Origin of the sequence: Deinococcus aerius (genome assembly GCF_002897375.1) — a bacterium.
GTDB classification, from domain to species: domain Bacteria; phylum Deinococcota; class Deinococci; order Deinococcales; family Deinococcaceae; genus Deinococcus; species Deinococcus aerius.
This window is the reverse complement of sequence record NZ_BFAG01000011.1, coordinates 38,502-58,087: the sequence shown is the minus strand read 5'-3', so window position 1 is coordinate 58,087 and position 19,586 is coordinate 38,502. Positions and strand designations below refer to the sequence as shown.

Sequence of the window (19,586 nt, the reverse complement as noted above, 5' to 3'; positions counted from 1 at the left end):
CATATTGATATGCTGTGAAGACTTATAGTCCAAGAATTGATATTGAGAACTCTTAATGGACTTCACCCCCTCTTCGCCTACTTGAGCGCAGGCCGCGTTCCATTCATCAGCCCCCACTTGCAGTTAGTCATTAGGTTGGCGGGCATCCTTCCCCAGGATACCCGCCCCTTTCCTCCTCCGTTGCCTTATTTGCGCCTCGCCCAAGCCCACGCCCCCGGCAGCAGCAGCGCGGCCAGGGCGATCTTCAGGCTGTCCCCAAGCAGGAAGGGTGTCAGGCCCGCGTTCAGGAGCACCTGCCCCTTCAGGCCCGTGACCATTCCCAGCCACGTCAGGCCGAAGGCGTAGATGACCACGCTGGCGACCAGCATGGCGAGCGCGGCGCCCACAGGCTTGCGGTCCAGGGCGTACCGTTGCACCAGCCAGCCGACGGCGGCGGCGGCGAAGACGTAGCTCAGCAGGTAGCCGCCCGTGGGGCCCGCGAACTTGGCGAGGCCCGCGCTGCCGCCCGCGAAGACGGGCAGCCCGGCGGCCCCCGCGAGCAGGTACGTGGTCAGGCTGGCCGCGCCCCGCTTCCAGCCCAGCGCGGCGCCGACGAGCAGCACGGCGAGCGTCTGGAGGGTGACGGGCACGGGCTTCAGCGGAATCTCGACCTGCGCGACGAGGGCGACGAGGGCCGCGCCACCGAGGACGAGCAGGGCGTCGCGGAGAAGGCCCGGCGTGGGGGCCAGGGTGCGGGCGAGGGTGGGGTGGGCAGCTTGGGTCATGGGGTGTCCTCCTGGGGACGGGGTGAAGGGGCGAGGGTGCCGACGAGGTGAACGTCGCCCGCGTGGGCGGTGACGGTGATGCCGTCCGGGGTGCGGATGAGGAGGCCGCCCTGGGGGTCGAGGTCGAGGGCCGTGCCGGTCAGGTCGCCGCGCGGGGTGGTCACGCGGACCTCCCGCCCGAGGGTGACGCTTGAGCAGCGCCAGGCGTCCAGTACGACCTCCGGGGAGGCGGCAAGCCAGCGTTCCAGCTCTGCCAGAATCCGGGCGAGGAGGTCAGCGCGGGTCAGGCCGGGCCGGAACTCGGAGAGGTGGGCGGCCCCCTCCGGCGCGGCGCTGACATTCACGCCGAGACCGAGGACCGCCCGCCGCGCCTCCTCCCCCCGCAGGTCGGCTTCGAGGAGGATGCCCGCGAGCTTGCGGCCGTCGGGGGTGAGGAGGTCGTTGGGCCACTTCAGGCCACCGACCCCGCAGGCGGCGTGCAGGGCGACCCCGGCGGCGAGCGGCATGAGGGCGAGGTCGGGCAGGGCGAGCGGCCCTTGCAGCAGCACGCTGAAGACCAGGGTGCCATGCGTGGTGTCCCACGTCCGACCGCGCCGCCCGCGCCCGGCGGTCTGCCGCTCCGCGACGACGACCGCGCCGTGGGGAGCCGGGTCCTGGGGATCGTCCGCCCAGGCCCGCACCTCGTCCTGGGTGCTGCCGACCGTGCCCGCGTAGCGCAGGGCTCGCCCGAACTCTCCTGTGACCGGCACGAGCCCCGGAGCGGGCGTGCCCGGTGCCAGCGCGTACCCGCCCCGCGAGACGACGATGGGCACGCCGTCCTCCGCAAGCCGCCGCGCCAGCGTGTTCACCGTGACGCGGTTCACCCCCAGCCGGGCGCCGAGTGCGTCCCCGGACTGGGGCTCATCGGTCAGCAGCGGCAGGAGGCGGGCGGGCACGTTCAGTGTTTTAGCCCATCGGCTGAACGGGGGCAAGGAGGGAGGCGCTTCGCGCCTGTCAGTGGGCAGTGGGGAGTAGGGAGTGGGAAATGAAGGGTGCCCTCCAGAGACCCGCCTTGCATATGCACCACCCACTCACCACTGCCCACTTCCCACTCACCGCCTCCCCCAACCGTGACTCCCGCGTCAGCCCTTCATCAGACCTTTTGCTATCCTCGGGGCATGACGATGGTGCGGCAGACCCGGCAGCGACAGGCGGTGATCGAGGTGCTGCGCGCGTCGCGGGAGCACCCGGACGCGGCCTGGATTCACGGACAGGTGCGGGGAAGCCTGCCCAACGTGAGCCTGGGGACCGTGTACCGCACCCTGGACGCCCTGGTGCGTGACGGCGTGGTCGTGACCATCGAGCGCGCGGGGCAGGCGACCCGCTATGACTACCGCCGCGAGGGCGAGGACCACCACCACGCGGTCTGCCGGGGCTGCGGCGCGATCTTCGATGTGGAGGCGGAGGCGATGCCCTGCGTCCCGGTGGCGGCCCTGCCGGCGGGCTTCCGGGTCACCGAGGTGCGGCTGGAGTTCATGGGGCTGTGCCCGAACTGCGCCGATACTCCCGCCGAACAGCCCTGAGCCCCCGCCCCACCGGGCGAGTTTTTGCTGGCCGCGCCGCGCCCACCCGCCCGTTTTGTCCCCGGCTCACCGCGCTAGCCTGCGGGCATGACCGCGCCTGCGCCCGCCGCCCCCCGCCCGTCCCCGCTGCCGCCGTTCCTGCTGGGGTGGGGGCTGGGGGCGCTGCTGTTCCTGCTCGTGCGGGGGCTGGAAGCGGCGCTGCTGCGTGACCCCTGCGAGGGCCGAACGACGCTGGCCCTGCTCGTGCCGCTGCTGCTGGGGCCGGGCGGCATCGCCTTCACCACGACGAACTGGGGACGGCCCCGGCGGGTGGGGCTGGGGCTGGGGCTGGTGGTCGCCTCCTTTCTCCCGGCGCTCGCGGTGGGGGTGCGGGACATCGGCGTGCTGCGGACCACGGGCTGCGCGGGCGGGTACGTGGTGATCGCCCCGGAGGGCCGCCGCTCGGTCTCGGAGGTCACCCTCCGGGCGGGCGGGTCCCTTGACCTCACCGCGCGGGTGAGCGGGTACACGGCGCAGTCGCACCCCGGCCCCTTCGCCCTGCGGACCCGCAGCTCCTCGCCGGGGGTCACCCTCACCCTGGGGCAGGCGAGCGCCCCGGCGGGCACGGCCGTCCCGCTGCGGGTCACGGTCGCGCCGGGCACCGCGGCCAACGCCTACACGGTGCTGGTGCAGGGCGTGCAGCGGCAGGGGGACCGGAGCTTCGCGGCGGAGGGGACGCTGACGGTCAACGTGCAACCCTGAGCGCCAAAGCACACCTTCTCTAGCCCCCGCCGCCCGGCTTTTCTGTACCATCTGAGACGAGAGGGCGTCCTCCTGGGTGGAAACGGGGGTGGTTGCGCGGCATGACCGACTTCGAGGCCCGTCTCCGGTCGCTTCACCTGCGGCGCGCTGGCCTGGCGCTGGGCCTGTGGGGCGAACCGGGCGTCGGCAAGACGTTCACGGCCCGGGCGTGGCTGCGGGGATCAGCCTGCCGGACGGTCACGGTTCACGCCCGGGCGCCGCTGGCCGACCTCGTGCGGGCCGTGCCCGGTTCACCCCGACTGCCCGCCTGGGCGGAGCCGACCCTGGAGCGGCTCGCTCGGGGCGAGTACGTCGAGACGGCCCACGCCGCCGAGGCCGCCCTGGCCCGGCTGCGCGCCGCCGCGCCCCTGATCCTCCACGTCGAGGACCTGCACGAGGTGTCCCCGGAGCGGCTGGACTTCTTCAGTGCCCTGGCGCGCGGCACCCGCCGGTCGCGGGGCGTGGGCCTGCTCGTGACAAGCCGGACCCGCCCCCCCGAGGCGTTCGAGGCCGAGCGCTGCGAGCCGCTGGACGCCGAGCGCACGCGCCTGCTGATCGAGGGGGAGGTGGGGGGCCGACTGCCCGGGGAGGCCGCCGAGTGGGTCTTCCGGCGGGCCGCGGGCAATCCGCTGTTCACGCTGGCCTATGTCCGCGACCTCGCCCGGACCGGGCACCTGTGGAACGACACCCGGCACTGGCACTGGCGCGAGCCCGCGCGGGAGGTCGTGCCGCTGAGCGTCGAGGCCCTGATCGAGGGGGCGCTGCGGGAGGCCGCGGGTGTCCCCACGCTTGCCGCCGCGCTCGGCGCCCGCGCGACGTTGCCGCAGGGGGCGGGCCGGGGGCTGTGGGCACGGGTCGCCGCCCTGACGCCGGACGAGCTGGAGGCCGCGCGGCTGGAACTGGAGCGGCGCAGCGTGTTCGTGGGGGAGAACTTCGCGCACCCGCTGTACCGCGAGCTGTGCGGCCACGTGCTGGACCCGGCGGGGCAACGCGAGCTGGCCCGGCGCGCCCTGGTGCTGCTCCCCCCCGACGACCCGGCGGAGACGGCGGCGCTGATTGAAGCCGCGGGGCTGGAGGCGTCCGGGGCCCGCGCGCTCCTCGGGGCGGCGGCGCGGCGAGCACAGGCCGCGGGCAACGGGGTGGTCGCGGCGCGGTTCCTCGCCCGGGCGGCGGGGCACGCGCGGGGCGGGGAGGCCGCCCGGCTGGCCCTGGAGGCGGCCCGCAACCTGCGCGAAGTGGATGTGGGCGAGGCGACCCGGCTGGCCCGGCTCGCGGCGGGGGACCCGGCCACCCGGGAGGAGGCGCTGTGGCTCCAGGCCGAACTCCTCGCGGCGCAGGGCCAGGGGCGCGAGGGCGAGCGGCTGCTGGAGGACCTCCCGCCGGAGGTGCGCCGGGGTCCGGCCTTCCTCGCCCGGGTGCTGGGGCTGCGCGCCCAGGACAACCACGGGCTGATCGAGCTGCTGGACGCCCACCCCGGCCTGCTCGCCCACGCCGACCCGGGGACGCTGTGGCGGGCGGCCCGCGCCCTGGCCTACCAGGGCCGCAGCGAGGAGGCCGAGGCCATCGCGGTGGGGGTCCTCGCCCGGCCCGGCCTGAGCCCGGAGGGCCGGGCACTCGCCCTGAAGGCGCAGTCGGTGGTCCGGCAGGTGCGGGGGGATTTCGAGGGCATGGAGCGGCTGGAACACGAGGTGCTGGACCTCGCCCGCGCCAGCGGGAACCTGCGCCTGACCGACGCGGCGCTGTTCAACCGGGCGATGGCGCTGGGCACCCTGGGCCGCCTGCGCGAGCGCGACGCCTGCCTGGAGGAGGCGCTGCGGGTGTGCCGCGCCCTGGGGGACCCCACCGCCCACGTGATCGCCCAGGTCGCCTACGGCACGGCCCTTGCCGAGTCGGGCGAGTACGAGCGCGCAGAGACGCTGCTGCTGGAGGCCCGCGCCTTTCTGGAGGGCGTCGATGTGAGCGGCTACCTGGTGGACTGTGAGTGCGCGCTGAGCGAGTTGTACCGCTCCTGGCAGCCCGCCCACAGCCGCGTCCTGGCCGTCAGGCACGCCGGGGCCGCCCTCGACCACGCCCGGAGGCTGGACGACCTGCGCTCCAGGGTCCAGAGCCTGTCCACCCTCTCCCTCGCCGAGGGCTGGGCCGGGGAGGCCGGGCGGGCGGCGGCCCTCGCCGGGGAGGCCCTCGACCTCCTCGGGGCGCTCGACATGCCCGAGTTGCGGCTGATCGCCCTGAAGGCCCGGGGAACGGCCCTGGCCGCCCTGGGTCATACGGACGAGGCGCGGGCGGCCCTCAGCGAGGCCGAGGCCATCGCCCGGCGGATGGGCAACCCGCGTGAGGCGCACGCCGCCGGGCTGCACCTCGACCGCCTGGCGAACGACCTGGCGGGCGCCCGCGAGCGGCTGGCCTGGTTCGAGACGCACGGCCTGCCGGGTCACGCCGCGCAGGCCCGGCGGCTCTTCCCCGAACTGGAGACCGGCCCCACTCCGGCGGCGGCCCCCACCCTGCGGCTGGATGTCCTGGGGGAGATGTGCTTCGGCGACGGCGGCGGGACCCGGCCCGTGCGGGGGGGGCGGCGCCAGGAACTCCTCGCCCTGCTCCTCCAGGCCCGGCTGCGCGGCCAGGCCGAGGTGTCCCGGCCCGGCCTGCTGGAGGCGCTCTACCCCGGGGTGGGCGAGCGGCAGGCCGCGGTGTCCCTCAAGGAACTCGTGCATCTCACCCGCTCCGCCCTGGGCCGGGGCCTGATCCAGACCACGCCCGGCGGCTACGCGCTCGGCGAGGTGGGCTCCGACGCCGAGACCTTCCTGAGGACCGGCGAGACCCGGTTGTGGCGCGGCCCCTACCTGGCGGGCCTCACCCTGGACCTGGCCGACGACAGCGTGCGCGAGGCGCTGCACCACGCGCTGCGGGAACGGATGGCGGCCCTGCTCGGCCCCGACCCGCTGGAAACGGCCCGGCTGGGGCGCCTGCTGCTGGAGGCCGAGCCCTACGACCGGGGGGCGCTGCTCCTCACCCTGCGGGCGCTGCGGGCGGGCGGCAACCACCGCGGCCTCAAGCGGCTCTACGAGGACGCCCGCGCCCGCTGGCGCGAGGTGGGCGAGACCCTGCCCCCCCACTGGGCCGAATTGATCGGCGCATCGGCGTAACCCCGCTTTTCCCTGACCCGGGCATCACCGGGTCTCCTTCACCCTGGGCGGCGAAAGGAGACCTGCTGCCCTACACCCCGCCCGGCGTCCCCGCCAGGGGCCACCCTCCTCCCCCATTCCCCCGTCCAAGGAGTTCATCATGCTCAAGCCCCACGCCCTGCTCCTCGGCCTGTCCGTCAGCCTGATCGCCTGTGGTCAGTCGGGGGGTCCCGGGAATGACCCCGCCCAGGACGCCTTCTTCGGGGGGCAGCCCGAGTTCGGCGCCCCCCTGCCCGCCGGGGCGCAGCCCGTGACCCCGGGCGCGTTCATGGACCTCGTGAAGGACGGGGCCAGGGTCGTCACCGCCAAGGACCTCGCGGACGAGAAGGCCCGCCAGGCGCAGCAGGACGCCCAGGATGAGCAGGACGCCCGCGCCTATATCCAGGAGCATCCCGAGTTCGGCGCGCTGCTCGGCCCCAACCCGCCGGACGCGATCAATCCGGACGGCGACCGGCTGGTGAGCGTCCCGACGGCGGGCGGGCCGAAGCAGGTCGTGCTGATGGGACCCGCCTTTGGCCGCGCGAGCCTGGCGACCCATGCCCGCACCTTCCCCACCCAGGGGAACCAGGCCAACCTGTACGCCGAGCTGTACCCGGACCTCGCGGCGGCCCTGGGCAAACTGGACATCAACATTACCCAGTTCGGCCTGCCCACCCCCGAGGAGGCCCGCCAGCTCGACGCCCGGCACCTGCTCGACCTCAACCGCAAGGTCGGGAGCATCGCCCGGGAGTACGCGGGGCGTATCTCCGACCTGATCTTTACCCTCGACCCCATCGCCTCGGAGGTCGGCACGGCGGACCAGCTCGACCGCACCCAGAAAGGCGCCTGCGAGGCGCCCGCCAACCTGGGCCTGTACAAGAACTTCGACTGGCCGCTCAAGACCCTCACGACGAGCGTGAAGGACCAGGGCCAGCGCGGCACCTGCTGGGGCTTTGCGACCGTGGCGGCGCTGGAGGCCGAGATCGCCCGGCGCGACCACAAGGAGGTCAACCTCTCCGAGCAGGACTACGTGGGCCACCGCTTCCTGGACTGGGCGCCGCGCGACTTCGGTGACGGCGGCGATCCCCTCTTCATCGCCCAGAAGGCCAGCGCGGCGAACTACACCTTCGCCTACGAGAAGGGCTGGCAGTACAACAAGAGCCTGGGCCGGGTGGTGCACAGCGACACCCAGACCTACACGAACTCCTGCGACGGCTACCAGGACGCCACCCACAACTACGGCGTTTGCTCGGACACCAACTATCAGGGCTACCTGATGTACGTGCCCTTCGGTGGCCGCATCTACCTGCTGCGGGGCCTGCCCAACACCGGCAGCAGCTCGGGCTACCGCATGCAGCCCCCCAGCGACTTCTGGGAGCAGGACAACAAGGACCGCAGCATGGTGATCCTGCTGCTGCGCTCGGTGGTGGGGCACGCGACCACCCTGACGCTCGACATGCGCTACGTGGCGCCCGATGCCAACGGCTACGCCCCTCTCCAGACCATGAAGACGCTCCCGAACGGGACGCCGGACTTCCAGCTCACCCACGTGATGACGGTGACGGGCTTCATCTCCAGCCAGAACCTCGCCAAGAAGGTGCCGGGCGCTCCCATCGCGGACGACTACGGGTACTTCATCGTCAAGAATTCCTGGGGCGACTGCTGGGGCGACCAGGGCTACGTGTACCTGCCCTGGACCTTCGTGAAGACCTTCACCGGCCAGGCCAGCACGGGGCTCCTGCCCGAGTAGGGCATTGGGGAGAAGGCCCCTCACCCCGCTGCTTCGTCAGGGACCCCTCACCCCTTGCGGAGGAGGGTTGGGGAGGGGGTGGCGAGCGTAGCTCGGCCCATGCCACACGACGAAAAGGCCGCTTCGCCCAACTGCTCATTGCACATCAAGCGTTTGGGCGAGAGGGTTAGGTGAGGGGTCTTGCCCGCCACATGGCCAGCTTGATGCCCAATGCCCCAGGCCCGGCCAGATGCCGCCGTACGGACAGCAGGGCGCAAGCAGGAGAAGGGGCAGACCCCCGCGGCGGACAGCACGCGGACGGTCCACGTCCCCCCAACACCGGGACGTTTCCGCTGGAGCCGAGCAGGTAGGCTGGTCGGGTGAACGTGGCCGAACTCTCCAGCATCAGTCTCCAGACTTTCCTGACCATGCTGGTCGTGATGGACCCCATCGGGCTGGCCCCCATCTTCATCGGGCTGGCCGGAAACCGCCCCAGCTTCGAGCGGCGGCGGGTGGCGGTCCGGGCCACGCTGGTGGCGGGGTGCATCACCCTGCTGTTCGGGCTGTTCGGGCGGGCCCTGCTCGACCACCTGGGGATCAGCCTGAGTGCTTTCCGGGTGGCGGGCGGCATTCTGCTCTTTCTGATCGCGCTCGACATGGTGTTCGCCCGCCCCAGCGGCAGCAAGGAGACGCCCGAGGAGGAGCAGGAGGCCCACGAGCGGCAGGACATCAGCGTCTTTCCGCTGGCGATTCCCCTCATCGCCGGGCCGGGCACGCTGGCGAGCATCATGATCCTGGCGGGGGACGCGCACGGCAGCCCGGCGCTGCTGGCGGCGGTCTTCCTGGTCACGGCCCTCGTGCTGGGGCTGTGCTACCTCGCCCTGCGCCTGAGTGGGCAGATCGCGCGGGTGATCGGCCTGACGGGCGTTCACGTGGTCACGCGCGTGCTGGGCGTGCTGCTGGGGGCGCTGGCCGTGCAGTACGTGGCGGACGGCGTGCTGGAGTTCCTGCGGGGCGCCGCGGAGGGCTGAGGGCAACTCCCCTTTTTGGAAAGGTCCCGGAGTCCGCGGAACACAGGCCTTCTCCGGCTCCCCACCCCGGCCCGGATTATTGGAAGGAGCATAAGCCTTGCTCTAGGCCACCTGACGCAACATTCGCTCACGGGTCAACCTCTAGAATGGCCCCGTGAACCTGACGGCGAGCGTGACGAGAGAGGAAGCGCGCGGCATGCGCGTGGCACCGGACCTGAACGCACCGCGCGTGCTGGTCCTGAACGCGTCGTACGAGCCCCTGCACGTGACGAGCGCCAAGCGCGCGATCACGCTCTTGCAGTACGGCGTGGCCGAGGTGCTGGAGGTCAGCGGCGACGTGGTGCGCTCGCCCAGCACGATCCTGCGGGTGCCCAGCGTGATCCGGTTGCGGCGCTACGTGCGGCGCCCGCGCGTGCATCCGGTGCCCTTCAACCGCCGCAACGTCCTGCGCCGGGACACCTTCGCCTGCCAGTACTGCGGGTCGGAGGCCGACCTCACCCTCGACCACGTGTTTCCGCGCTCGCGGGGGGGACGCCACAACTGGGAGAATGTCGTCACGGCCTGCCGGGCGTGCAACCAGCGCAAGGGGAACCGCACCCCCGACGAGGCCGGGATGCCGCTGCGCACCCGGCCTCGCGCGCCCACGTTCGGTGTGTACGCCCACGGCCAGTTCGCCCACTGGCAGCCCGAGTGGGCGCAGTACATCGGCGAGCGGGGCTGAGGGAAAAAGACGTGACCGGAGAGGCGGCAGCGTCTCTCCTCTTTTTTGCCCGCCGCCCTACACTGCCCCCCATGAACCGCGACCAGGCCTACGCCCTGATGACCGAACACACCCCCTCCGAGTCGCTGCGGCGGCACATGCTCAACGTCGAGGCCGCCATGCGCTGGTATGCCCGCCACTGGGGCGAGGACGAGGAGCTGTACGCCGTCACCGGCCTGCTCCACGACTTCGACTATGAGGGGCACCCGGACGAGCATCCGACCTGGGGTGTGAACTACCTGCGCGAGCATACCGACACGCCGCCCGAAGTGCTCGACGCGATCCTGGGGCACGCGACGTACACCGGCGTCCCGCGCAAGACGCGGCTGGCGCGGACCCTCTTCGCGGTGGACGAGTTGACGGGGCTGGTCCAGGCCGCCGCCCTCATCCGCCCGGACAAGGACGTGAGGCAGGTCGAACTCTCCAGCCTGAAAAAGCGCTTCAAGAACCGGGCCTTCGCGGCGGGCGTGAACCGGGAGGAGGTCACGCAGGGCGCCCAGGAACTCGGGGTGGACCTGGACACGCATATGCACAACGTCCTGAGCGCGATGCAGGCGGCGCAGGAGGGGTGAGGCCCCCGGGCGACGGGGCCAGCACGTGAAGGACTCATGGAGGTCACTTTCAGCGGGGTGCCATGTGGGGCCAGCACACTGTGCCTACTTCGCCCGCCCTTCTCAGGCGATTTCCAAGGAGTTCACATGAACAAGACGCTGCTGACCCTGACCCTCATCCTCGCCGCCCCCGCCGCCCTCGCCACCGCGCCCAGCGCGAACTACGTGCAGGTGCAGGACACCAGCTCCACGGGCACCGACGCGAACGACGGCACCGCCGAGCAGGCGGGCGCGGCGGTGGACCAGGCGGCCCAGAACGCCGGTGACGCGGTGAACAACGCCGCCGACGCGGCGGGCAACGCGGTGGACACCGCCACCGACGCCGCGGGCAACGCGGTGGACAATGCCACCGACACGGTGAACAACGCGGTGGACCCCAACGGCGACGGCGTGGTGGACCGCAACAACAACGGCACGGCGGACACCCGCGAGTTCCCCTGGGGCCTGCTGGGCCTGATCGGCCTGGCCGGTCTCGCGGGCCGTGGCCGCCGCGAGCCGGTCGTCCACACCCAAACGACGACCACGGGCGCGACGTACTCCAGCGACCGCCGCTGAGCCGCTTCATCAACCAAGGCCCCGATCAGCAGGTGCGGGGCCTTGGTGCTGCTGTTGGGGGCGCTACGCCCGCGGCGGAAAGCGCACGTAGGTCATCCAGAAGTCCTCGAAGGCGCGGATGGCCTGGAGGAAGTTCTCGAAACCGACCGGCTTGACCACGTACCCGCTGGCGTGGCGGGCGTACGAGCCGCGCACGTCGTCGTCCGACTGGCTGGTGGTGAGCATCACGACGGGAATGGTGACCAGGTCGGGGTCGGCCTTGATCTCGGCCAGCACCTCCAGGCCGTTCTTGCGCGGCATGTTGATGTCGAGCAGGATCACGTCCGGGCGCGGCGCCGAGCAGTGCTCGCCCTCGCGGCGCAGGAAGCGCAATGCCTCCACCCCGTCCCCGACCACGTGGACACGGTTGGGCACCCGGGCGTCGGCGAACGCCTCCTGGGTGAGCAGCACGTCCGGCTCGCTGTCCTCGACGAGCAGGATTTCGATGTGGGGCTTGGGCAGGGGGTCAGAGGGCGGCATCGGCGTCACAAGGTGGTGGGCTGGAGGGTCGGGAGAGAGGCGGGGGCGTGAATGACAGGGAGGCGGGCAGCCCGGCCCGTGCCGTGGCCGGGGGACCTCCTCAGCAGTTCGGGCACCGAAACACCCGCCCATGGTACCCGTCCGCCGTGCCGAGGCCATCATCCCGCGTCCGGCTCACAGATTCGTCACACCCGGCCCGCGGGGAGGCCGCTCCGAGCCGGGCGTGGGCGTCCTCAGCCGCGCAGGGCGTAGCCGACGCCGCGCACGGTGCGCAGCAGGCCGTAGCCGTCGAGGTCGCGCAGCTTGGCGCGCAGGTTCGCCATATGCACGTCCACCACGTTGCTGCCCTCGGGCAGGCGGCCCTGCCAGATTTCCTGCCCGATCTCCTGGCGCGAGTACACCCGGCCCGGCTGGCGGATCAGCAGCGCGAGGATGTCGAACTCCTTGGGCGAGAGGCGCAGCTCCTCGGACTTGTAGGTCACCAGGCGCTTTTGCGGATCGAGGGTGAGGTCCCCCATGCTCAGGCTCTCGGAGACGCGCTGCCGGAGTTGCACCTTGACCCGGGCGACCAGCTCGTCGGGGTGGAAGGGCTTGATGAGGTAGTCGTCGGCCCCCAGGCCCAGCAGCCGGACCTTCTCGTCCACGGTGTCGCGGGCGGTCAGGACGATGATGGGCACGGCGCTGTTCTTGCGCAGGCGCTGCACCACGTCGCCGCCGTCGAAGTCGGGCAGGCCCAGGTCGAGCAGGATCAGGTCGGGGTGGTCCTCGCGCGCCCGGATCAGGCCGTTCATCGCGGAGTCGGCGTGTTCGACGGCGTACCCCGCGTCGGTCAGGTCCAGCCGCAGCACGTTGGCGATATCGAGGTCGTCCTCGATTACGAGAATTCTCTGGGCGCTCACATGGACATGATACCCGCCTTCACGCGGGCTTCACCCGTTGTCCCCCGCGCGGGTGGGGGGAGACCTGCCCCCGCCGGGGCCTGTGCTACCTTGGGGAAACCGCGCTCCGGGCCGCACGCGACCGGGCGACACAATCCGTTTTTCCTGGGCCGCGCCCTTTTCGCGTGGCTGCATCATTCAAAGCGCACGGCCCCCATTCACCGCCTGATTCGGAATCTACCAGCGCAGGAAGCGGGCCGCGTGCGACCGGAGAAAGACCCATGACCAATCCAGGCAAGGCCGCCCCGGGAGGGCAGGCCCCAGGGCAGCAGAACTCAGGCCACCTCGAAGTCATCCCGCTCGGCGGGATGGGCGAGATCGGCAAGAACATCACCGCGTACCGCCTCGGCGACGAGATCATGGTCGTCGACGGCGGCCTCGCCTTTCCCGACGCCCACCAGATGGGCATCGACCTGATCATCCCGCGCATCGACTACCTCCAGCAGAACGCCGGGCTCATCAAGGGCTGGATTCTCACCCACGGCCACGAGGACCACATCGGCGGCCTGCCCTACATCCTGCCGCGGCTGCCCAAGGTGCCGGTGTACGGCGGCGCCCTCACCCTCGGCCTGGTGCGCGAGAAGCTCAGCGAGTTCGGCATCAAGGACAGCGACGTGGACCTGCGCGAGGTGGAGCTGAACGCCAAGGTCCGCCTCGGCAAGAACTTTCAGGTCGAGTTCTTCCGCATGACCCACTCCATCCCCGACAACGCGGGGTACATCCTCACCACGCCCGTCGGCCAGGTCATCCACACGGGCGACTTCAAGCTCGACGAGCATCCCAGCGACGGCAAGCTGTCGGACCTGGCGCGCATCGAGCAGGCGGGGAAGGAGGGCGTCCTCCTCCTGATCAGCGACTCCACGAACGCCGAGCGCCCGGGCCGCACGCCCAGCGAGGCGGAGGTGACGAAAAACCTGGAGGACCTGATCTCGAAGTGCCGGGGCCGCGTCTTCATGACGACCTTCGCGTCGAACGTCCACCGCATCCAGAACGTGATCCAGATCGCGCATCGCCAGGGCCGCCGCGTGGTGATGGAGGGCCGCTCCATGCTGAAGTACGCGCAGGTCGCGCAGGGGCTGGGCTACATGGAGCTGCCCGAGCCGCTGCTGACGAACGAGGAGGTCGGCGACCTGCAGGACCAGCAGGTGCTGTACGTCTGCACCGGGTCGCAGGGCCAGCCCATGAGCGTGCTGTCGCGCCTCGCCTTCGGGACCCACGCCAAGATCGCGCTGCGGCGGGGCGACTCGGTGATCCTGAGCAGCAACCCGATTCCCGGCAACGAGGACGCGGTGAACCTCGTCATCAACCGGCTGTACGAGATCGGGGTGGACGTGTACTACCCGCCCGCGTACCGGGTCCACGCCTCGGGGCACGCCTCACAGGAGGAACTCGCCACGGTCCTCAACCTCGCGCGGCCCAAGTTCTTCCTGCCCTGGCACGGCGAGCCCCGCCACCAGATCAACCACGCCCGATTGGCCCAGACGCTGCCGCGCCCGCCGCGCCGCACCCTGATCGCCAAGAACGGCGACGTGGTGCGCCTGACCCCCGACGAGTTCAAGGTGACGGGCACCGTGCCCGCCGGGGCCGTTTACGTCGACGGCCTGGGCGTGGGCGACATCGGGGACGACGTGCTGCTCGACCGGGCGAACATGAGCCAGGAGGGCATCCTGATCATGACGGCGGTGCTGCACCCCACCCCGCACGTCGAGATCGTCTCGCGCGGCTTCGTGCGCACCAACCGCGACCTCGACGGGCAGATTCGCAAGGTGGCCCTCGACGCCGTGGAAGGCGGCCTGCGCGAGAAGAAGCGGCTGGAGGACGTGCGCGACGACATGTACGGGGCCGTGCGCCGCTTTATCCGCAAGGTGACGGGCCGCAACCCGGTGCTGATCCCGCTGATCGTGGACTGAGCGGGCAAAGGGTGGAGGGCCGGGGCTGACGCTTCCGGCCCTCGCTCATTTCGGGGATTCGGGCGTCACTCCTCGATGATGGTCGTGGTCGTCGTGGTGGTCTCGACCACCGGCCGGGCCTCCTCCTGGACCTCGTGCGTCTCGGTGTGGCGCCGGGTCTCCGTCTCGGTTCCCTCCGAGGTGGTGACTTCTGTTGTCTCTGTGCGCGTGGTTTCGGACCTGGAGACGGTGGTGTCGGAACGGGTGTCGTCTGTCATGCTGAACCTCCTTGGGCTTGGGACTTCCAGCGTAAGCGGGTCAGGCCCGGCGCACGATTAGAAGCCGTGTGGGGGGAACTTAAGGCGATGGTGGGCACTTGCCCCCTCTCCCCCCGTGGGAGAGGGCTGGGGTGAGGGGGCGTGCGATCGGCTGGACGGTGAACACAGGCCCAACATCCTTCCTCATGGCCTCGGGACGCCGCTTCGATTCACCCCCTCCGCAGGCAGCTCTACGAGTCCGAGCCTCCCCCCTCAAGGGGAGGAGCTTTTCTTGCTGTTCTGGACGACTTCCCCGTTCAGTCAGAAACCGCCGCGTATTCCTCAACTCCTCAAAGGGAAGAAGTTTTGCAGCCACCCCTCCCCCCACTAAGCCAAAGAGGTTAGTCCAGATGCCTGCAACGACTGAAGGGCCAGGCAGGAGAGGCGTTTAACCCCACAGCACGGCCTTTTCCCTGCTCTTCCCGACTGCTTCACCCCCGCCCCCGGCCCCTGCCCACCAATGTGCCCAGCGCAGCTTTGCCCACCTTCGTTCCGGGGACCCGTGCGATAATGCGCCGCATGAGCGTGATTCCCTACGTGATCGAGCAGACCGGTCGGGGCGAGCGGATGTACGACATCTACTCGCGCCTGCTCAAGGACCGGATCATCTTTGTGGGCACGCCCGTGGAGCCGCAGATGGCCAACACCATCGTGGCGCAGTTGCTGCTGCTGGATTCCCAGAACCCCGAGCAGGAGATCCAGATGTACATCAACTGCCCGGGCGGCGACGTGTATTCGGGCCTGGCGATCTACGACACCATGCGCTACATCAAGGCGCCCGTCAGCACCATCTGCGTGGGGATTGCGATGAGCATGGGCAGCGTGTTCCTGATGGCGGGCGACAAGGGCAAGCGGCTGGCGCTGCCCAACAGCCGGATCATGATTCACCAGGGCTCGGCGGGCTTCCGGGGGAACACGCCCGACGTGGAGGTGCAGGCCAAGGAAGTGCTGCACCTGCGCGACAAGATGGTGGACCTGTATCACAAGCACACCAACATCCCGCACGACAAGCTGCTGCGCGATATGGAACGCGACCGCTTCATGTCCCCGCAGGAGGCCATGCAGTACGGCCTGATCGACTCGGTGATCGAGAACACCCGCCAGATCGAGGCCGCGCTGTGACGGGCCGGGGGGCCAACATCGGCGGCGACCGCTGCTCCTTCTGCGGGCGGCAGCATCCCCAGATCGCCCAACTGATCGAGGCGCCGGGCCGCGCGGCCTTTATCTGCAACGAATGCACCGACCGGGCGCACGAACTCGTCAAGCAGAACAAGAGCAAGGGCAGCGAGTTCAACCTCGAAGAACTCCCCAGCCCCAAGGAGATCAAGGCCTACCTCGACGAGTTCGTGATCGGGCAGGACGAGGCGAAAAAGGCGCTGGCGGTCGCGGTCGTCAGTCACTACCAGCGCCTCGCGCACCCCGACGTGAACCTCCAGAAGAGCAACATCCTCCTGATCGGGCCGACCGGGACGGGCAAGACGCTGCTGGCGTCGAGCCTCGCCGAGATGCTGGAGGTGCCCTTCGCCATCGCGGACGCGACCACGCTGACGGAAGCCGGGTACGTCGGCGACGACGTGGAGAACGTGATCGTCCGCCTCCTGCAGGCCGCCGAGTACGACGTGGCCGCCGCCGAGCGTGGGATCATCTACATCGACGAGATCGACAAGATCGCGCGCAAGTCCGAGGGCACGAGCATCACCCGCGACGTGAGCGGCGAGGGCGTGCAGCAGGCCCTGCTCAAGATCATCGAGGGCACGGTCGCGCAGGTGCCGCCGCAGGGGGGCCGCAAGCACCCGCAGCAGGAACTCGTGCAGGTGAACACCAAGAACATCCTCTTCATCGTGGGCGGCGCCTTCGAGAGCATGAGCGAGATCGCCCGCGCCCGCACGAACGTCCGCGCGGTGGGCTTCGGCGCCGAGCACAAGGGCGAGGAGAAAGAGGAGCTGCGCTTCCTGCCCGAGGACCTCGTGAAGTTCGGCCTGATCCCCGAGTTCGTGGGCCGTCTGCCGCTCGTCGTGCAGCTTCAGGACCTCGACGAGGACGCGCTCGTCCGCATCCTGACCGAGCCGCAGGGCGCCATCGTCAAGCAGTACCAGGCGCTGTTCGGGTTCCAGGACGTGGACCTGACCTTCACCGAGGCGGCGCTGCGCGAGGTCGCGCACCGGGCGAAGGAGCGCAAGACCGGGGCGCGCGGGTTGCGAGCGGTGCTCGAAAAGGCGATGACCGACCTGCTGTTCGAGCTGCCCGTCGAGGGCCTGCGGGAACTGCGCTTCGACGCGGGGAACATCGACCATCCCCTAGAACTGCTTGAGTCAAAGGGACTCAAGAAGTCTGCGTAATAGAGAGATAGATTACAGCCGCCTCCCGCCCGCGTCCTTAGAATCTGGGGACATCGTGGGCGGGGTGTCTTTTCTCTGCGGGCCTGCTGCGGAGTAGGCTCACAGGAAGACTTCCCGCATCCCCCTCACCTCTTTCCCGGGCTTCCCGGCCCGGTCCCAAGGAGCAAGCATGATCTGGGAACTTCCCGTCGTCGCCCTCAGAAATATCGTGATCCTGCCCGGCATCACCATGAACGTGGATGTCGGCCGTCCCAAGAGCAAGCGGGCCGTGGACGAGGCGCAGGCCTCCGACCGCCGCGTGCTGCTGCTGACCCAGCGCGACCCGCGCACCGACGACCCGGCCCGCGGCGAGCTGTACGACATGGGCGTGCTCGCCGTCGTCAAGCAGGTCGTTCGGATGCCCGACAACACCTACCAGGTCCTCGTGGAGGCGCAGGAGCGCGCCCAGGTGCTGGACGAGGTGCCGTCCGCCTACCTGCGCGTGCGCGCCGAGACGCAGGCCGCTGCGGCCCCCGCCTCCGAGCTGGAGGGCCGCGAGGTGCAGGTCCTCGCGCAGGAGGTCAAGGCCGCCTTCGAGGAGTACCAGCGCCAGAACAAGAACCTGCGGCTGGACAACTACCAGCTTGAGGCCCTGAAGAACCTCTCGGACCCCGGCGCCCTGGCCGATCAGGTCGCGCACCACGCCACCTGGACGCCCGAGGAGAAGCAGGAGGTGCTGAGCGCCGTCTCGCCCCGCCAGCGTCTGGAGGCCGTGCTGAAGTTCCTGACGCGCGACACCGAGCGCTTCAACATGGACAAGAAGATCGCGGGGCGCGTCAAGGAGCAGATGGACGCCAACCAGCGCGAGTACTACCTGCGCGAGCAGATGAAGGCGATCTCCAAGGAACTCGGCGGCGGCGAGGACGGCCCCGCCGAGGTCGAGGCCCTGCGCGAGAAGATCGAGGCCGCCGGGATGCCCGAGTCGGTCAAGGACAAGGCCCTCAAGGAGCTGCAACGCCTCGAGCGCACGCCCGGCGGCAGCCCCGAGAGCACCGTCGTCCGCAACTACATCGACTGGCTCACCGACGTGCCGTGGAGCAAGCGCGACGAGGAAATCCTCGACATCACCCGCACGCGTGACATCCTCGACGCCGACCACTACGCGCTGGGCGACGTGAAGGACCGCATCCTGGAGTTCCTGGCCGTGCGCCAGCTCACTCACAAGGACGGCGAGACCGAGGAGCAGCGCCGCGAGCGCACCGCCGAGGAGCGCATCGAGGACGGCGAGCTGCGCGCCCCGATCCTCTGCCTGGTCGGCCCTCCCGGGGTGGGCAAGACCTCGCTGGGCAAGAGCATCGCCCGCAGCCTCAACCGCAAGTTCGTCCGCATGGCCCTGGGCGGCGTGCGCGACGAGGCCGAGATTCGCGGCCACCGCCGCACCTACATCGGCTCCATGCCCGGGCGCATCATCCAGGCGATGAAGACGGCGGGCGTGACCAACCCGATCATCCTGCTCGACGAGATCGACAAGATGAGCAGCGACTGGCGCGGCGACCCCTCCAGCGCGATGCTGGAAGTCCTCGACCCCGAGCAGAACCACACCTTCCAGGACCACTACCTGGAGGTGCCGTACGACCTCTCGCAGGTCATGTTCATCACGACGGCGAACACGCTCCAGACCATCCCGCGGCCGCTGCTCGACCGCATGGAGGTCATCAATATCCCCGGCTACACCCAGCCGGAGAAGGTAGAGATCGCCAAGCGGTACCGGGTGCCCCGCCAGGTCAAGGCACACGGCCTGGTCGGTCGGCTGGAGATCACCGACGCGGCCTTGAACCGCATCGTCGAGGAGTACACCGCCGAGAGCGGCGTGCGGAACCTCGACCGCCAGATCAGCAAGCTGGCGCGCAAGGCCGCCCGCGAGCTGCTGGAGCAGCCCTGGGAGGGCGTGCGGGTGATCGACGCCGCCGACATCCCCGCGTACCTCGGTGTGCCGCTGCACCGCCCCGACCGGATGGAGAAAGAGCCCCAGGTTGGCGTCGCACAGGGCCTGGCCTGGACCAGCGTGGGCGGCACGATGCTCGTCGTGGAGGCGCTCGCCACCCCGGGAACGGGTAAGGTCAGCATGACCGGCTCAATGGGTGACGTGATGAAGGAGAGTGTGGGGGCGGCGGTCGCCTACCTGCGCGCCCACGCGGCCAAGTACGGCGCCGACCCCGAGTTCCACAAGAAGCTCGACATTCACGTCCATATCCCCGACGGCGCCACGCCGAAGGACGGCCCCAGCGCGGGCATCACGATTGCCACCGCCGTCATCAGCGCCGTGACGGGCCGCCCGGTCCGCATGGATGTGGCGATGACGGGCGAGATCAGCCTGCGTGGCCGGGTCCTGCCCATCGGCGGCCTCAAGGAGAAGCTGCTCGCGGCGCACCAGGGCGGGATTCGGGAAGTCGTCTTCCCCAAGGACAACGAACCCAACCTCCAGGAAGTGCCGGACTCGATTCGCGGCGATCTGCGGATTCACGCCGTCGAGCGGGTGGGCGAGGTGCTCGACCTGGTCCTCCTGCCCGCGCCCGAGGAGCAGCCCGCCACGATTCCCCCGACCCAGGGCCGGGACGTGACGCAGCCCGGGGCGTAAGCCGCCCTCAGCCA

Annotated in this window: 17 protein-coding genes; 12 read left to right on the top strand and 5 right to left on the bottom strand. The window is 70.4% G+C overall.

Features of this window, described 5'->3' with window-relative positions; translation table 11 throughout:
- Positions 1-185: 185 nt before the first annotated feature.
- Positions 186-764, bottom strand: a complete 579-nt coding sequence (locus DAERI_RS14880) for a biotin transporter BioY (protein WP_103130225.1) — start codon at positions 762-764, stop codon at positions 186-188.
- Positions 761-1,699, bottom strand: a complete 939-nt coding sequence (locus DAERI_RS14875; protein WP_103130224.1) for a biotin--[acetyl-CoA-carboxylase] ligase — start codon at positions 1,697-1,699, stop codon at positions 761-763. Before DAERI_RS14875 ends, DAERI_RS14880 begins: the two co-directional genes overlap by 4 nt.
- A 222-nt stretch (positions 1,700-1,921) precedes the next feature.
- Here DAERI_RS14875 and DAERI_RS14870 point away from each other — a divergent pair, with 222 nt between their 5' ends.
- The 8 genes from DAERI_RS14870 to DAERI_RS14835 all read left to right on the top strand — a co-directional run bounded on the left by DAERI_RS14870 (position 1,922) and on the right by DAERI_RS14835 (position 10,953).
- On the top strand, positions 1,922-2,326 hold the full coding sequence (locus DAERI_RS14870) for a Fur family transcriptional regulator (protein ID WP_103130223.1): 405 nt from the start codon (positions 1,922-1,924) through the stop codon (positions 2,324-2,326).
- An 87-nt stretch (positions 2,327-2,413) separates the two neighbouring features.
- Positions 2,414-3,067, top strand: a complete 654-nt coding sequence (locus DAERI_RS14865; protein ID WP_103130222.1) for a hypothetical protein — start codon at positions 2,414-2,416, stop codon at positions 3,065-3,067.
- Positions 3,068-3,168: 101 nt separating this feature from the next.
- Positions 3,169-6,249 (top strand): ATP-binding protein, encoded by a 3,081-nt coding sequence (locus tag DAERI_RS14860; RefSeq protein WP_103130221.1) that lies wholly within the window; start codon positions 3,169-3,171, stop codon positions 6,247-6,249.
- 139 nt (positions 6,250-6,388) lie between these two features.
- The gene (locus tag DAERI_RS14855) at positions 6,389-8,017 is read left to right on the top strand and encodes a C1 family peptidase (protein ID WP_103130220.1); all 1,629 of its coding nucleotides are present in this window, start codon (positions 6,389-6,391) and stop codon (positions 8,015-8,017) included.
- A 359-nt stretch (positions 8,018-8,376) separates the two neighbouring features.
- Positions 8,377-9,027, top strand: coding sequence for a MarC family protein (locus DAERI_RS14850; RefSeq protein WP_103130219.1), 651 nt, complete (start codon positions 8,377-8,379; stop codon positions 9,025-9,027).
- 196 nt (positions 9,028-9,223) lie between these two features.
- The gene (locus tag DAERI_RS14845) at positions 9,224-9,748 is read left to right on the top strand and encodes an HNH endonuclease (RefSeq protein WP_201262773.1); all 525 of its coding nucleotides are present in this window, start codon (positions 9,224-9,226) and stop codon (positions 9,746-9,748) included.
- A gap of 71 nt (positions 9,749-9,819) precedes the next feature.
- Positions 9,820-10,359 carry an HD domain-containing protein gene (locus DAERI_RS14840; RefSeq protein WP_103130217.1) on the top strand — a complete coding sequence of 180 codons (540 nt, stop codon included), beginning with the start codon at positions 9,820-9,822 and terminating at the stop codon, positions 10,357-10,359.
- Between the two features lie 126 nt (positions 10,360-10,485).
- Complete coding sequence (locus tag DAERI_RS14835; RefSeq protein WP_103130216.1) at positions 10,486-10,953, top strand: WGxxGxxG-CTERM domain-containing protein; 468 nt, start codon at positions 10,486-10,488, stop codon at positions 10,951-10,953.
- 63 nt (positions 10,954-11,016) lie between these two features.
- Here the strand turns inward: DAERI_RS14835 and DAERI_RS14830 are convergent, their stop codons facing one another.
- Together DAERI_RS14830 and DAERI_RS14825 are read right to left on the bottom strand one after the other, a co-directional pair.
- Complete coding sequence (locus DAERI_RS14830) at positions 11,017-11,472, bottom strand: response regulator (protein ID WP_103130215.1); 456 nt, start codon at positions 11,470-11,472, stop codon at positions 11,017-11,019.
- A 233-nt stretch (positions 11,473-11,705) separates the two neighbouring features.
- Positions 11,706-12,371 carry a response regulator transcription factor gene (locus DAERI_RS14825; RefSeq protein ID WP_103130214.1) on the bottom strand — a complete coding sequence of 222 codons (666 nt, stop codon included), beginning with the start codon at positions 12,369-12,371 and terminating at the stop codon, positions 11,706-11,708.
- Between the two features lie 260 nt (positions 12,372-12,631).
- Here DAERI_RS14825 and DAERI_RS14820 point away from each other — a divergent pair, with 260 nt between their 5' ends.
- Positions 12,632-14,320 (top strand): ribonuclease J, encoded by a 1,689-nt coding sequence (locus tag DAERI_RS14820; RefSeq protein ID WP_103130213.1) that lies wholly within the window; start codon positions 12,632-12,634, stop codon positions 14,318-14,320.
- A gap of 65 nt (positions 14,321-14,385) precedes the next feature.
- On the opposite strand, the gene DAERI_RS14815 is transcribed toward DAERI_RS14820, so the two are convergent.
- Positions 14,386-14,577, bottom strand: coding sequence for a hypothetical protein (locus tag DAERI_RS14815; protein WP_103130212.1), 192 nt, complete (start codon positions 14,575-14,577; stop codon positions 14,386-14,388).
- A 549-nt stretch (positions 14,578-15,126) separates the two neighbouring features.
- Here DAERI_RS14815 and clpP point away from each other — a divergent pair.
- The 3 genes from clpP to lon all read left to right on the top strand — a co-directional run bounded on the left by clpP (position 15,127) and on the right by lon (position 19,572).
- The gene (gene clpP, locus DAERI_RS14810) at positions 15,127-15,738 is read left to right on the top strand and encodes an ATP-dependent Clp protease proteolytic subunit (RefSeq protein WP_103130211.1); all 612 of its coding nucleotides are present in this window, start codon (positions 15,127-15,129) and stop codon (positions 15,736-15,738) included.
- Positions 15,735-16,955, top strand: coding sequence for an ATP-dependent Clp protease ATP-binding subunit ClpX (clpX, locus tag DAERI_RS14805; RefSeq protein ID WP_103130210.1), 1,221 nt, complete (start codon positions 15,735-15,737; stop codon positions 16,953-16,955). The genes clpP and clpX overlap by 4 nt, the downstream gene beginning before the upstream one ends.
- A gap of 169 nt (positions 16,956-17,124) precedes the next feature.
- Complete coding sequence (gene lon, locus DAERI_RS14800; RefSeq protein ID WP_103130209.1) at positions 17,125-19,572, top strand: endopeptidase La; 2,448 nt, start codon at positions 17,125-17,127, stop codon at positions 19,570-19,572.
- The last annotated feature ends 14 nt before the right edge of the window (positions 19,573-19,586 follow it).